Genomic DNA, 13,782 nt, shown 5'->3' with positions numbered 1-13,782 from the left:
GGAGCTCCGGGCTCCGTTGCACGACCGACCGACGCACGACAGACGCACGACAAGGAAGTGGGGCATCCCCGTGGCACGTATTGGCGAAAGCGCCGACCTGCTGAAGTGCTCCTTCTGCGGCAAGAGCCAGAAGCAGGTCCAGCAGCTCATCGCGGGACCGGGCGTCTACATCTGCGACGAGTGCGTCGAGCTCTGCAACGAGATCATCGAGGAGCGCCTCTCCGAATCGAGCGAGGAGACGAGCCACGAGTTCGACCTCCCGAAGCCGAAGGAGATCTTCGGCTTCCTCGAGGAGTACGTGATCGGGCAGGAGCAGGCCAAGAAGGCCCTCGCCGTCGCCGTGTACAACCACTACAAGCGCGTGCGGGCCCGCAACACCATCACCGCCGCCGACGCGATCCACGACGAGGTCGAGATCGCCAAGAGCAACATCCTGCTCATCGGCCCCACGGGCTGCGGGAAGACCTACCTCGCCCAGACCCTCGCGAAGCGCCTCAACGTGCCCTTCGCCGTCGCGGACGCCACGGCCCTCACCGAGGCGGGCTACGTCGGCGAGGACGTCGAGAACATCCTCCTCAAGCTCATCCAGGCCGCCGACTACGACGTCAAGCGTGCAGAGACCGGCATCATCTACATCGACGAGGTCGACAAGATCGCGCGGAAGGCCGAGAACCCCTCGATCACGCGCGACGTCTCGGGCGAGGGAGTGCAGCAGGCGCTGCTCAAGATCCTCGAGGGCACCGTCGCCTCCGTGCCCCCGCAGGGCGGGCGGAAGCACCCGCACCAGGAGTTCATCCAGATCGACACGACGAACGTCCTCTTCATCGTCGCCGGCGCCTTCGCCGGACTCGAGGACATCATCTCGTCACGGGCGGGCAAGCGCGGCATCGGCTTCGGCGCTCCGCTGCACAACAAGGAAGACGAGATCAACATCTTCAGCGAGGTCCTCCCGGAGGACCTGCACAAGTTCGGGTTGATCCCCGAATTCATCGGGCGTCTCCCCGTCGTGACGACGGTCACGCAGCTCGACCAGGACGCGCTCATGCAGATCCTCACCGAGCCGCGCAACGCGCTCGTGAAGCAGTACCAGCGGATGTTCGAGATCGACGGCGTCGAGCTCGAGTTCGACCGGGGCGCTCTCGAGGCCATCGCGGACCTGGCGGTCCTCCGCCAGACCGGGGCCCGCGGACTGCGCGCGATCCTCGAGGAGGTGCTCGGCCCGATCATGTTCGAGGTGCCCTCCTCGGACGAGGTGGCGCGCGTCGTCGTCACCCGCGCCGCGGTGCTCGACAACGCGGCCCCGACGATCGTCCCCCACGCTCCCCGTCGCCAGGAGAAGAGCGCCTAGTCTCTCCCCGCTCCGCTCGGCCAGTTCACCGCGATTGGCCCGTTGGATCGTCGGGCGAGGCGCTCCCGCTTCCCTAACCTGGCGGAGCGTGCCGACGGCGCGTCCGGTCGCCTCGGTGCCGGTCGATCCTCCGGGAGGCTCCGCCATCGTCCAGCCGCTGCTCGCCGGGATCGTCGCCGCCCTGACCGGCTTCTCGAGCTCGTTCGCGATCGTGCTCGCCGGGGTGGTCGCGGTGGGCGCGACGGACGAACAGGCGGCCTCGGGCCTCCTCGCCGTCTGCGTGCTGCAGGGAGTCCTGTGCATCGCGCTGAGCATCCGCTACCGCGTGCCGATGACCTTCGCCTGGAGCACGCCGGGCGCCGCCCTGCTGGCCTCGACCGCGACGCTCCCCGGCGGCTTCGACCGCGCGGTCGGGGCGTTCCTGGTCGCCTCCGCTCTGCTGGTGGTCACCGGGCTGTGGCCGGCGCTCGGGAGGCTCGTCGCGCGCATCCCGCGGCCGCTCGCGAACGCCATGCTCGCGGGCATCCTGTTCCCGCTCGTCCTGGCGCCGGTGCGCGCGGCGGTCGAGATCCCCGCGCTCGCGCTGCCGGTGATCCTGCTCTGGCTGCTGCTCCTGCGGCTCCTGCCCCGCTGGGCGGTGCCGGCCGCGATCGCCCTGGCGATCGTGCTGCTGATCGTGACGGACGGCGCGGCACTCGCCGGTGCGCCGCTGCTCCCCGTGCCGCAGTTCGTCGCTCCGGTGTTCGAGATCGGAGCGATGGTCGGGATCGGCCTGCCGCTCTACGTGGTCACCATGGCCGGGCAGAACATCCCAGGCATCGCGGTGCTGACGAGCTTCGGCTTCGCGGCCCACTCGCGTCCCGGGATCGTCTCGACCGGTGCTCTCTCCGGGGTCTCGGCGATCTTCGGCGGCGTGCCGATCAACTACGCCGCGCTCAGCGCCGCGCTGACCGCGGGACCCGAGGCCTCGCCGCGGCCGGAGCAGCGCTGGGTCGCCTCGGTCTCGGCGGGCGCCTCCTACCTCGTGCTGGGCGTGTTCGCCGGAGCGGCCGCCGCGCTGGTGTCCTCCGCGAGCCCGCTGCTGATCGAGGCGGTCGCCGGTCTGGCGCTGCTGGGGGTGTTCGTGTCGGCGGTGCAGGCCGCTGTGGAGGACGCGCGGCTGCGGCTGCCGGCGGCGGCGACGCTCCTGGTCACCGCCTCCGGCACGACCATCGCGGGGATCGGATCGGCGTTCTGGGGCCTGGTCGTGGGACTCGTCCTCCTCGCCTGGCTCGTCCCCCGGCGCCGCTAGAGGAGGCCGCGGCGCGCGAGCAGCGGCTCGGTCCGCGCATCCCGTCCGCGGAACGCGCGGTACGCGTCGAGCGGATCGCGGGAGCCGCCGAGCTCGAGCACCCCGCGGCGGAAGCGCTCGCCCGCCGAGCGGTCGAGGCCGCCGTTCTCCTCGAACCACTCGACCGTGTCCGCGTCGAGGATCTCGCTCCAGATGTAGGAGTAGTAGCCCGCGGAGTAGCCGCCGGAGAAGACGTGCGCGAAGTACGTGCTGCGGTAGCGGGGCGGCACGGCGGGAAGGAGGAGGCCCGCGCCGTCGAGCACGTCGCGCTCGAAGGCGGCCGCGTCGCGCGGCTCGACCGGGGCCGGCAGGGAGTGCCAGGCGAGGTCGAGCAGGGCGGACGCCAGGTACTCGCTCGTCGCGAAGCCCTCGCCCCACAGCGCGGACGCCTCGAGGCGCTCGACGGTCCCCGCGGGCAGGGCCTCGCCGGTCTCGACGTGGCGGGCGTACTCGGCGAGGAGCCCGGGGCGGCGCACCCACGTCTCGTTCACCTGGCTCGGGAACTCGACGAAGTCCCGGAACACCGCGGTACCGGCGAAGCGCGGGTACCGCGTGCTCGCGAACAGGCCGTGCAGGGCGTGCCCGAACTCGTGGAAGAGCGTCTCCACCTCGTCGAGGCTGAGAAGGGCGGGCTCGCCCGGGCCTGGAGCCGACAGGTTCAGGTTGTTCACGACGACGGCGGAGTCGCCGAGCAGCGAGGTGCGGCTGGACAGGGAGTTCATCCACGCCCCGCCGCGCTTCGAGTCGCGGGTGAAGGGATCGAGCAGGAACAGGCCCAGCGGCGTCCCGTCCTCCTCGTGCACCTCGAACACGCGGACGTGCTCGCTGTAGCCGGCCAGGTCGCTCCGCTCCGAGAAGCGGACGCCGTAGAGACCGGTGGCGGCGGCGAGCACGCCGTGCCGGAGCACCCGCTCCAGCTCGAAGAAGGGACGCAGTGCGCTGGAGTCGACGGAGTAGCTCTCCGACCGCACGCGCTCCTCGTAGTAGGCGCGGTCCCAAGCCTCGATCGTGAAGCGCGGCGCTCCGGCGGCGTCGTGCTCGGCGTCGGCGGAGGCCTGCATCCGCTCGAGCTCGATCCTCGCGTTCCGGGCGGCGGGAGCGGCGAGCTCGCGCAGCAGCGACAGGACGCGCTCCGGCGAGCCCGCGGTCTGGCCCGAGATCACGAACTCGGCGTGCGAGGCCGCGCCCAGCAGAGCTGCGCGCTCGGCCCGCAGCGCGACGATGCGCTGCAGGGTCGCGGTGGTGTCGTGCGGCCCGCCTTCCGCACCGCGGCCGACGGAGGCGCGCAGGACGCGCTCGCGGACGCCGCGGTCGCGCAGACGCGCGAGCCAGGGGTGGCCGGAGTAGAGGGGCAGGGTGATCAGCCAGCCGTCGACACCGCGGTCGGCGGCGGCGCGCGCGGCGGCCGAGACGTCGGACTCGTCGAGCCCGTCGAGGCCGGCGACGTCCTCGAGGAGGACCGCCCGGTCGTTCGACTCGGCGAGCAGGTCCTTCTCGAAACGCGTGGTCAGGGTCGAGAGCTGCTCGTTCAGCTCGCCGAGCCGTGCCTTCCCCACGTCGTCGAGGAGCGCACCGGAGCGCTCGAACCCAGTGATCCTCCGCTCGAGGAGGTAGGCCGTCTCGGCGTCGAGGTCGAGCTCCGTCGACTGCTCGGCGAGAGCGCGGAGACGGGCGAACAGGCGCGGGTCGAGGCTGATCGCATCGCTGTGGGCCGAGAGCAGCGGAGCGAGCTCGGCCTCCAGAGCGTCGGTGAGCGGAGTGCGGTCGGAGGCGGCGACGGTGAAGAAGACGGCGCTCACCCGGCGCAGCTCGCGGCCCGCCCGCTCGAGGGCGACGAGGGTGTTCTCGACGGTCGGCGGCTCGGAGGCGCCGGCGATCGCGTCGATCTCGGCGCGGTGCCGGCGGAGGGCCTCGAGGAACGCCGGGCGGTAGGCCTCGGGGTCGACGGCGGCGAAGTCGGGGAGCCCGTGGGGGAGTCCGCTCGGCTCGAGCAGGACGGCGACGGGATCGGGTGCGCTCATCCTGCGAGCCTAGAGCGCGAGCGGGGGAGAGGGCTCCGACTCAGGATCGCAGGACGCGCGCGCTCACCGGACTCGACGACCGCGCCGCGAAGGGGCGTCAGCCCCAGTCGTCGTCGTCCTCGCCCTCCACGCGGCCCTGCGGCTGCGTGATGTAGGCAGCATCCTCGTCAGGACGGTAGGTGATCGTCGTGCCGTCGTCGAGTTCGAGGACGGGCCTGCCCTCGAGCCAGGTGAGCGTCCAGCGCCAGTCGGCGGTCGCCGTGCCGGCCGCGGCGAGCTCGCCCTCGACGTCGCCGATGGCGGTGACGACGATCTCGGGGAGGGTCTGCGGCGGCACCTGGCCGACCGACCAGCGGGTTCCGAGCTGCATGGGAGAGGTCCTCTCGACGGTGGGGAGGGAGGCGGGACGGTTCCCGCCTCCCGGGAGCGGCGCTACGCCTCGGTCTCGAGCTCGATGCCGACCGCGAGGGCGTCGCCCTCGGCGAAGTCGAGCGCCGCGATCCTGCCGACGGCCGCGAGGTCTCCCGCGGCGAGCCGGAGGGACGCGACGAGCTCGGCGGGCGCCGTCACCAGGGCGGAGCGGGCCGGCGTCTTCTGCGAGGCCTTCGCATCGGTCTTCGCGCGCCGGATGGCCGTGAGGACCGAGCTCGCCGCGGCCAGGACGGCGGGGTCGCCGCCCAGTCCCTCGACGGCCGGCCAGGGGCGCAGGTGCACCGAGTCGTCGTGCGACCACGACCAGGTCTCCTCCGTCGCGAACGGCAGGAACGGCGCGAACAGGCGCTGGAGGACGTCGAGCGCCCGGTGCAGGGCGGCCGCGGCGGACGCGCCGTCCTCGCTGTACGCGCGCTCCTTCACCAGCTCCAGGTAGTCGTCGCAGAACGTCCAGAAGAACGCCTCCGTCGTCTCGAGGGCGCGGGCGTGGTCGTAGTTCTCGAGCGCCGTCGTCGCGTCGGCGACCACGGTGTCGAGGGTGGCCAGCATGCTGAGGTCGAGCGAGTCGGTGACCTCGGCGCCCTCGGCGAGAGGGAAGCCGTGGATGAACTTCGCCGCGTTGAGGATCTTGATCGCCAGTCGGCGGCCGATCTTGATCTGCGTCGGGTTCTGCGGGTCGAAGGCCGCGTCGGTGCCCAGGCGCGAGGAGGCGGCCCAGTAGCGGACCGCGTCCGAGCCGTGCTGCTCGAGCATCGCGGCGGGAGTGACCACGTTGCCCTTCGACTTCGACATCTTCTTGCGGTCGGGGTCGACGATGAAGCCGGACACGGTCGCCGTGCTCCACGGGGCGCGGCCGTCCTCGAGCTGCGAGCGCAGGAGGGTCGAGAAGAGCCAGGTGCGGATGATGTCCTGGCCCTGCGGGCGCAGGTCGTAGGGAGCGACCAGCTGCCAGAGCTCGTCGTCGCGCTCCCAGCCGCCCGCGAGCTGCGGGGTCAGCGAGGAGGTCGCCCAGGTGTCCATCACGTCGAGCTCGCCCTGGAAGCCGCCCGCCGCTCCGCGCTGGTCCTCCGAGTAGCCGGGGGCCGGGTCGCTGGAGGGATCCACCGGCAGCGCCGCCTCGTCCGGCACGATCGGGGAGTCGAAGACGGGGTTGCCGTCGCCGTCGAGCGGGTACCACACCGGGATCGGCACGCCGAAGAAGCGCTGGCGCGAGATCAGCCAGTCGCCGGAGAGGCCGTTCACCCAGTTCTCGTAGCGGACGCGCATGAACTCCGGCACGAAGCGCACGTCGCGGCCGAGCTCCAGCAGGCGCTCCTTGAGCACCGCGTCGCGAGCGCCGTTGCCGATGTACCACTGGCGGGTCGACACGATCTCGAGCGGCTTGTCGCCCTTCTCGAAGAACTTGACCTGGTGGGTGATGGGGCGCGGGTCGCCGACCATCTCGCCGGACTCCTTCAGCAGCGCCACGACGGCCTGCTTCGCGGAGAAGACGGTCTTGCCGGCGAGCTGCTCATAGGCGGCGCGGCCCGCGTCGCTCGTGATCGCGGCGGGAGCCTCCGAGATCAGGCGGCCGTCGAAGCCGATGATCGCACGGTTGGGCAGGTCGAGCTCGCGCCACCAGACCACGTCCGTGATGTCGCCGAAGGTGCAGATCATCGCGATGCCCGAGCCCTTGTCCTTCTGCGCGAGGTGGTGCGCGAGCACCGGGACCTCGACGTCGAAGAGCGGCGTGCGGACGGTGGTGCCGAACAGCGCCTGGTAGCGCTCGTCGTCGGGGTGCGCGACGAGGGCGACGCAGGCGGGCAGCAGCTCGGGACGGGTCGTCTCGATGAAGACGTCCTCGCCGCCGTCGCGGTGGAAGCCGAGGCGGTGGTAGGCGCCGGGCTGGTCCTTGTCCTCGAGCTCCGCCTGGGCGACGGCGGTCCGGAAGGTGATGTCCCAGAGCGTCGGGGCCTGCGCCTGGTAGGCCTCGCCGCGGGCGAGGTTGCGGAGGAAGGCGCGCTGCGAGGCGGCCTGCGACTCGTCGCCGATGGTCCGGTAGCTCTGCGACCAGTCGACGGACAGGCCGAGGGCGCGCCAGACGTCCTCGAACTGCTTCTCGTCCTCGACGGTGAGGCGCTCGCACAGCTCGACGAAGTTGCGGCGCGAGATCGGCTTCTGGTCGGCGGCCTTGCTGCTCTTGTTGTCGCCGCCCTCGAACGGAGGCGTGAAGCCGGGCTCGTAGGGGAGCGTCGGGTCGCAGCGCACACCGTAGTAGTTCTGCACGCGGCGCTCGGTGGGCAGGCCGTTGTCGTCCCAGCCCATCGGGTAGAAGACGCTCTTGCCGCGCATCCGCTGGAACCGCGCGACGACGTCGGTGTGCGTGTAGGAGAAGACGTGCCCGATGTGCAGCGACCCGGACGCGGTGGGCGGCGGGGTGTCGATCGAGTAGACGTCGGCCCGGGTGAGGCCGGTGCGGTCGAACCGGTAGGTCCCGTCGGTCTGCCAGCGGAGGCCCCACGTGCCCTCCAGGCCCTCGAGGGCGGGCTTCGCGGGGAGGCGGTCGGCGAGGGTCATGATGCTCCGGTTCGCTATGGGCGGCACCGTGTCGGTGGTGATGGTGCCTGGATGGGGGCTCCCGGGCGAGTCGCCCGCCGGCCGCGACGATTCTACCGGAGCGGCGGGAGCCGGGTCAGTCGACGACGGGGGCGAAGCCGGCGCGGACGGGCGCGAGCGCCTCGTCGAGATAGGGCACGAGCTCGCCGCGGGTGGGGCCCGCCGCGGCCCAGGCCTGCACGGCCGCCACCGCGGCTCCGACGCTCGCGTAGGCGATGGCGCGCGAGAGGTGCGAGGGCAGCGGGCGCGCGCTCCGCTCCTCCACGAAGCGGGCGATGACGGCCGCCTGCCGGGCGAGGCGGCCGAGGGCCGACGCCTGCAGCTCGTGGACGCTGCCGATCATCTCGGACTGGGTGAGCACCCACGGCACCGTCGCGGGTCCGAAGCCGGAGCCGATCGCGAGCAGCGCGTCGCCGAGCGCGTCCATCACCGGCGCCTCTGCCGCCGTCTCGGCCAGCGCCTCCGGGAGCTCGGCCAGCCGGTCGTCGACCAGCACCCAGAAGACGTCGCTCTTGGACTCGAAGTAGTTGAAGAAGGTGTTGCGCGAGACCCCCGCCCGCTGGGCGATCTGCTCGATCGTCGTGCCCGCGTAGCTCTGCTCGACGAAGAGGTCCAGTGCGGCGTCCTCGAGCATGGACCGCGACGACGCGCGGGGCCGTCCGCGCTGCACTCCTCGCACCATGACCCGCTCCTGCTCCGCTTCCGCCGACGCGCTAGGATAGCGCCGGACGACTTCGACCCGGCCATCACCGGTGAGTCTCCGGAAGAACGGCGCCGGCTCCGGCCTGCGCCCAGTAGACCCGGACGGGTGCGGCCCGTGACAGCCGATCGAGTGGGAACGCGTCAGCGGGCACTCCTCCGGGAGCGACCGGCCGACCGGTCCAAGCGAGGTGGTACCGCGACCCGGCCCGGGGTCTGAGATCCGGGCGGGCCGTCCTCGTGCAGACCAGCAGCACTGCCAGGAGACCGCACGTGACCTACCCCCTGACCCCGCCCACCCCGCACGGAGCCGAGCCCGCCGAGGGCTCCGCGTTCGGCCGGGGAGTGTCCCCGTCGCCGCGCTTCCCCGAGATCGAGGAGCGCGTGCTCGCGTACTGGAAGGCGGACGACACCTTCCAGGAGTCGATCCGGCAGCGCGAGGGAGCGCCGGAGTGGGTCTTCTACGACGGCCCGCCGTTCGCCAACGGCCTGCCGCACTACGGGCACCTCCTCACCGGCTACGCCAAGGACGTCTTCCCCCGCTTCGAGACGATGCGCGGACGGCAGGTGCACCGCCGCTTCGGCTGGGACACCCACGGCCTGCCCGCCGAGCTCGAGGCGGAGCGGCAGCTCGGCATCACCGACAAGTCCCAGATCGAGGAGATGGGCGTCGCGGCCTTCAACGCCGCCGCGAAGGAGTCGGTGCTGCGCTACACCGGGGAGTGGCAGGACTACGTCACCCGCCAGGCGCGCTGGGTCGACTTCGACGACGACTACAAGACGCTCGACCCCACCTTCATGGAGTCGGTGATCTGGGCGTTCAAGCAGCTCTACGACAAAGGCCTCGCCTACGAGGGCCACCGCGTGCTGCCGTACTGCTGGCGCGACCAGACGCCGCTCTCGAACCACGAGCTGCGGATGGACGACGACGTCTACAAGATGCGCCAGGACCAGACGGTCACCGTCACGTTCCCGCTGGTCGGCGAGACGGCGGAGGCGCTCCAGCTGACGGCGGTCCGCGCTCTCGCGTGGACGACGACGCCGTGGACGCTGCCGACGAACCTCGCGCTCGCCGTCGGGCCCGACATCGAGTACGCGGTCGTCCCCGCCGGCCCGAACGGCGCGGCCGACGGGAGGGGCGAGCCCGAGGAGCGCGAGCTCTCGGCCGAGTACCTGCTCGCCATCGACCAGGTCGGCGCCTACGCGAAGGACCTCGGCTATCCGGACGCGGAGTCGGCCCTGGCCGCCGTCTCGCGCACCCATCGCGGCTCCGAGCTCGAGGGGATCAGCTACGACCGCCTCTGGGACCACTACGCGGACACCGAGGCCTGGGGTACGCAGAACGCGTGGCGCATCCTCGTCGCCGACTACGTGACCACCAGCGAGGGCACCGGCATCGTGCACCAGGCGCCCGCCTACGGCGAGGACGACCAGAAGGTCTGCGAGGCGGCGGGCATCCCCGTCATCATCTCGGTCGACGACGGCGGCCGCTTCCTGCCGCAGATCAGCGAGGTCGCCGGCCTCCAGGTCTTCGACGCGAACAAGCCCCTCACGCAGCTCCTGCGCGCGGGCCACCGGCTGCTCCGCCAGGCGAGCTACGAGCACTCGTACCCGCACTGCTGGCGCTGCCGCAACCCGCTGATCTACAAGGCGGTCTCGAGCTGGTTCGTCCGCGTCACCGCGATCCGCGACCGCATGGAGGAGCTCAACCAGGAGATCACCTGGGTCCCCGAGAACGTCAAGGACGGCCAGTTCGGCAAGTGGCTCTCGGGCGCGCGCGACTGGTCCATCAGCCGCAACCGCTACTTCGGCTCGCCGATCCCGGTGTGGAAGAGCGACGACCCGGAGTACCCGCGGATCGACGTCTACGGCTCGCTGGACGAGCTGGAGCGCGACTTCGGCGTGCGCCCGGACGACTTGCACCGGCCGTTCATCGACGAGCTGACCCGCCCGAACCCCGACGACCCGACCGGGCGCTCGACGATGCGCCGGATCAGCGACGTCCTCGACGTCTGGTTCGACTCCGGATCGATGCCCTTCGCCCAGGTGCACTACCCGTTCGAGAACGCGGACTGGTTCGACACCCACAACCCGGCGGACTTCATCGTCGAGTACATCGGGCAGACGCGCGGCTGGTTCTACACGCTGCACGTGCTCTCCACCGCGCTCTTCGACCGCCCGGCGTTCCGCAACGTGGTCAGCCACGGCATCGTGCTGGGCAACGACGGGCAGAAGATGTCCAAGTCGCTGCGCAACTACCCGGACGTGGCCGAGGTCTTCGACCGCGACGGCTCCGACGCCATGCGCTGGTTCCTGATGTCGAGCCCGGTCCTCCGGGGCGGCAACCTCGTCGTGACGGAGGAGGGCATCCGCGAGGGCGTCCGCCAGGTGCTGCTGCCGCTGTGGAGCACCTGGTACTTCTTCTCCCTCTACGCCAACGCCTCGGCGGGCGGCGGCTACGAGGCGACCAGGCGCACCGGCTCCGAGGACGTTCTCGACCGCTACCTGCTGGCCAAGACCCGCGATCTGGTCGAGACCGTGACCGGCCGGCTCGAGGCGCTGGACTCCACGCTCGCGGCCGCCGCGCTCCGCGACTTCAGCGACGTGCTGACGAACTGGTACGTGCGCCGCTCCCGCGACCGCTTCTGGCAGGGCGTCGACGAGGACGGCCGCGGATCGGAGGCGTTCGACACGCTCTACACGGTCCTCGAGACCGTGTGCCGCGTCGCCGCCCCGCTCCTGCCTCTCGTCACGGAGCAGATCTGGCAGGGCCTCACCGGCGGCCGCAGCGTCCACCTCACCGACTGGCCGGAGGCGGACGAGTTCCCCGCCGACCCGGCGCTCGTGCACGCGATGGACGCGGTCCGCGGCATCTCGTCCACCGCGCTCTCCCTCCGCAAGCAGGCCGGGCTCCGCGTCCGCCTGCCGCTCGCGCGCCTGACCGTGGTGGTCGCCGACGCCGCCGAGCTCGCGCCGTTCGAGGCGATCCTCCGCGACGAGCTGAACGTGAAGGAGGTGTCGCTGGTGCCGCTGGTCGACTCCAGCGCCGCCGACTACGGCGTCACCTCCCGTCTCGCGGTCAACGCGCGCGCCGCCGGGCCCCGGCTCGGCAAGGGCGTGCAGACCGTGATCAGGGCCGCCAAGGCCGGCGACTGGAGCGAGACGGACGGCGTCGTCACCGCCGGCGGCGTCGACCTGGTCGAGGGCGAGTACGAGCTCACGCTCGAGGTCGGCGGCTCGGCCGGCGACGACCGCGCCATCGCCCTGCTCCCGCGCGGGGGCTTCGTGCTCCTCGACACGGCGACCACCCCCGAGCTCGAAGCGGAGGGGCTCGCCCGCGACCTCATCCGCGCGGTGCAGGACGCCCGCAAGGCGGCCGGGTTCGAGGTCAGCGACCGCATCGTCCTGGAGGTCGTGCTCGACGAGCCGAGCCTGCAGGCGCTCGAGCCGCACGCGCTCTGGATCGCGGAGGAGACCCTCGCGACCGGATGCGCGTTCACTCCGCTCACCACGGCTCTCGAGGGCGGCGAGGGCGCGATCGCCGTCGGCCCCGCGGGCACCGCCATCATCCGCGTCGAGAAGGTCGAGGCCGCCGATGTCTGATCCGTTCGAGCCGGACGACGCCGACCGCGCGGCCGCCGACGCCGTCTACGCCGCGCTGCTGGAGCGCCTGGGCGAGGCGAGCGTCCGCCCGCGCCTCGCTCCGACCCGGCGCGCCGTCGAGATCCTCGGCGACCCGCAGCGCGCCTACCCGGTGATCCAGATCGCCGGAACCAACGGCAAGACCTCGACCAGCCGGATGATCGAGAGCCTGCTGCGCGCCCACGGGCTGCGGGTGGGCCTGTTCACCAGTCCGCACCTCGAGCGCTTCAACGAGCGCATCGTCATCGACGGAGAGCCGATCTCGGACCGGAGCCTCGCCGACAACTGGCAGGACGTCGAGCCGTACCTGCGGATGACCGACGCCGAGCTGGCCGAGCAGGGCGAGGCGCCGCTGTCCTTCTTCGAGGCGATCACCGTCCTGGCCTACGCGGCCTTCGCCGACGCGCCGGTCGATGTGGCCGTCGTCGAGGTGGGGATGGGCGGCGAGTGGGACTCGACGAACGTCGCCGACGCGCAGGTCGCCGTCTTCACGCCGATCGCCCTCGACCACACCGACCGCCTCGGCTCGACGATCGAGGAGATCGCGCGCACCAAGTCGGGCATCGTCAAGCCGCTCGCATCGGTGGTCTCCGCGAGGCAGGTCCCGGAGGCGGAGGCGGTGCTGCGGCACGCGGCCGAGGCCACCGAGTCGACGATCGTCGTCGAGGGGGCGGAGTTCGACGTCGAGTCGACGACCGTCGCCGTCGGCGGCCAGGTCGTCACCGTCCGGGGACTCGTCACCACGTACGAGCAGCTGCTGCTGCCGTTCTTCGGCGACCACCAGGCCGAGAACGCCGCCGTGGCCGTCGCCGCGGTCGAGACGTTCCTGGGAGGCGGGACGCAGGAGCTCACCGGCGACGTCCTCGACGAGGGCTTCGCCGCCGCGACCTCCCCGGGCCGCCTGCAGCTCGTCGGACTCGCTCCGCGCACCGTCGTCGACGCGGCGCACAACCCGCACGGTGCCGCGTCCCTCGCCGCCGCTCTCGGCCGCTACTTCGACTTCGACCGCGTGACGGCCGTCCTCGGCGTGCTGGCCGAGAAGGACGCCGAGGGGATCCTCCGGGAGCTCCGCCCCGTGGTGGACGAGCTGATCCTGACCACGGCGCCGAGCGATCGGGCGATGCCCGCCGAGGAGCTCGCCGCGCTCGCCCGCACCGTGTTCCCGGAGGAGGCGGTCCGCGTCGCCGACGACCCGCTGGGTGCTCTCACGGCCGGTCGCGTCCTCGCGGCGCGCACCGACAAGGGCGCCCTGCTGGTCACGGGCTCGATCACCCTCGTCGGCCGCACGATCACCGCGGCCCGCGACGAGAACTGGATGGGCGCGTGAGGGCCGGACGCCCGCGGCGCTCGCGGACCGTCCGGGAGAGCCTCGGCTCGATCGTGCTCGGCTTCGAGGCGGTCATCGTCTTCCTCGCCACCCTGGTCGCCTTCGGGCTGAAGGCGGCCGACCCCGTGGTCGTGCTGGTCGGGGGAGCGGTGGTCTGCCTCGCGCTCGTCGCCACTCTGGGCCTGCTGAACCGGCCGGTCGGCTTCCGCATCGGCTGGGTGCTCCAGTTCGTTATCGTGGCCTCGGGCCTGCTGGTCCCGATCATGTACGTGATCGGCGCCGCCTTCGTGGCGCTGTGGACGTACTGCATGGTGACCGGCACCCGCCTCGACGCTCAGACGCGCCGGGCGGCGGAGCCCACCGACCCCACCGAAGGAGACCGCTGAAC

9 protein-coding genes are annotated in these 13,782 nt (G+C 72.0%); 5 read left to right on the top strand and 4 right to left on the bottom strand.

From position 1 onward, the window contains the following. Positions 1–70: 70 nt before the first annotated feature. Together clpX and C5B98_RS09475 are read left to right on the top strand one after the other, a co-directional pair. Complete coding sequence (gene clpX, locus C5B98_RS09480) at positions 71–1,348, top strand: ATP-dependent Clp protease ATP-binding subunit ClpX (protein ID WP_104247278.1); 1,278 nt, start codon at positions 71–73, stop codon at positions 1,346–1,348. A gap of 88 nt (positions 1,349–1,436) precedes the next feature. Then, entirely contained in the window at positions 1,437–2,639 is a 1,203-nt protein-coding gene (locus C5B98_RS09475; RefSeq protein WP_258063481.1) for a benzoate/H(+) symporter BenE family transporter, read from the top strand. Here the strand turns inward: C5B98_RS09475 and C5B98_RS09470 are convergent. The 4 genes from C5B98_RS09470 to C5B98_RS09455 all read right to left on the bottom strand — a co-directional run bounded on the left by C5B98_RS09470 (position 2,636) and on the right by C5B98_RS09455 (position 8,408). Further along, positions 2,636–4,699, bottom strand: a complete 2,064-nt coding sequence (locus C5B98_RS09470) for a M3 family metallopeptidase (protein WP_104327688.1) — start codon at positions 4,697–4,699, stop codon at positions 2,636–2,638. The two genes, C5B98_RS09475 and C5B98_RS09470, sit on opposite strands and share 4 nt — an antisense overlap. Before the next feature lie 97 nt (positions 4,700–4,796). Further along, entirely contained in the window at positions 4,797–5,069 is a 273-nt protein-coding gene (locus C5B98_RS09465; protein WP_104250565.1) for a hypothetical protein, read from the bottom strand. Between the two features lie 62 nt (positions 5,070–5,131). Further along, positions 5,132–7,687 carry a valine--tRNA ligase gene (gene valS, locus C5B98_RS09460; RefSeq protein WP_104327687.1) on the bottom strand — a complete coding sequence of 852 codons (2,556 nt, stop codon included), beginning with the start codon at positions 7,685–7,687 and terminating at the stop codon, positions 5,132–5,134. 115 nt (positions 7,688–7,802) lie between these two features. Continuing rightward, the gene (locus C5B98_RS09455; RefSeq protein WP_104327686.1) at positions 7,803–8,408 is read right to left on the bottom strand and encodes a TetR/AcrR family transcriptional regulator; all 606 of its coding nucleotides are present in this window, start codon (positions 8,406–8,408) and stop codon (positions 7,803–7,805) included. 290 nt (positions 8,409–8,698) lie between these two features. Here C5B98_RS09455 and ileS point away from each other — a divergent pair, with 290 nt between their 5' ends. The 3 genes from ileS to C5B98_RS09440 are packed head-to-tail and all read left to right on the top strand — an operon-like array spanning position 8,699 to position 13,780. Beyond that, positions 8,699–12,028 (top strand): isoleucine--tRNA ligase, encoded by a 3,330-nt coding sequence (gene ileS, locus C5B98_RS09450; protein WP_374953055.1) that lies wholly within the window; start codon positions 8,699–8,701, stop codon positions 12,026–12,028. Next, entirely contained in the window at positions 12,021–13,394 is a 1,374-nt protein-coding gene (locus tag C5B98_RS09445; RefSeq protein ID WP_104327685.1) for a folylpolyglutamate synthase/dihydrofolate synthase family protein, read from the top strand. The genes ileS and C5B98_RS09445 overlap by 8 nt, the downstream gene beginning before the upstream one ends. Beyond that, positions 13,391–13,780: a DUF4233 domain-containing protein gene (locus C5B98_RS09440; protein ID WP_104262805.1), complete on the top strand. Its 390-nt coding sequence runs from the start codon at positions 13,391–13,393 to the stop codon at positions 13,778–13,780. The genes C5B98_RS09445 and C5B98_RS09440 overlap by 4 nt, the downstream gene beginning before the upstream one ends. Positions 13,781–13,782: the final 2 nt, after the last annotated feature.

Source organism: Rathayibacter sp. AY1A5, from assembly GCF_002930875.1.
GTDB lineage: Bacteria > Actinomycetota > Actinomycetes > Actinomycetales > Microbacteriaceae > Rathayibacter.
This window is presented reverse-complemented; position numbering and strand designations above follow the sequence as displayed.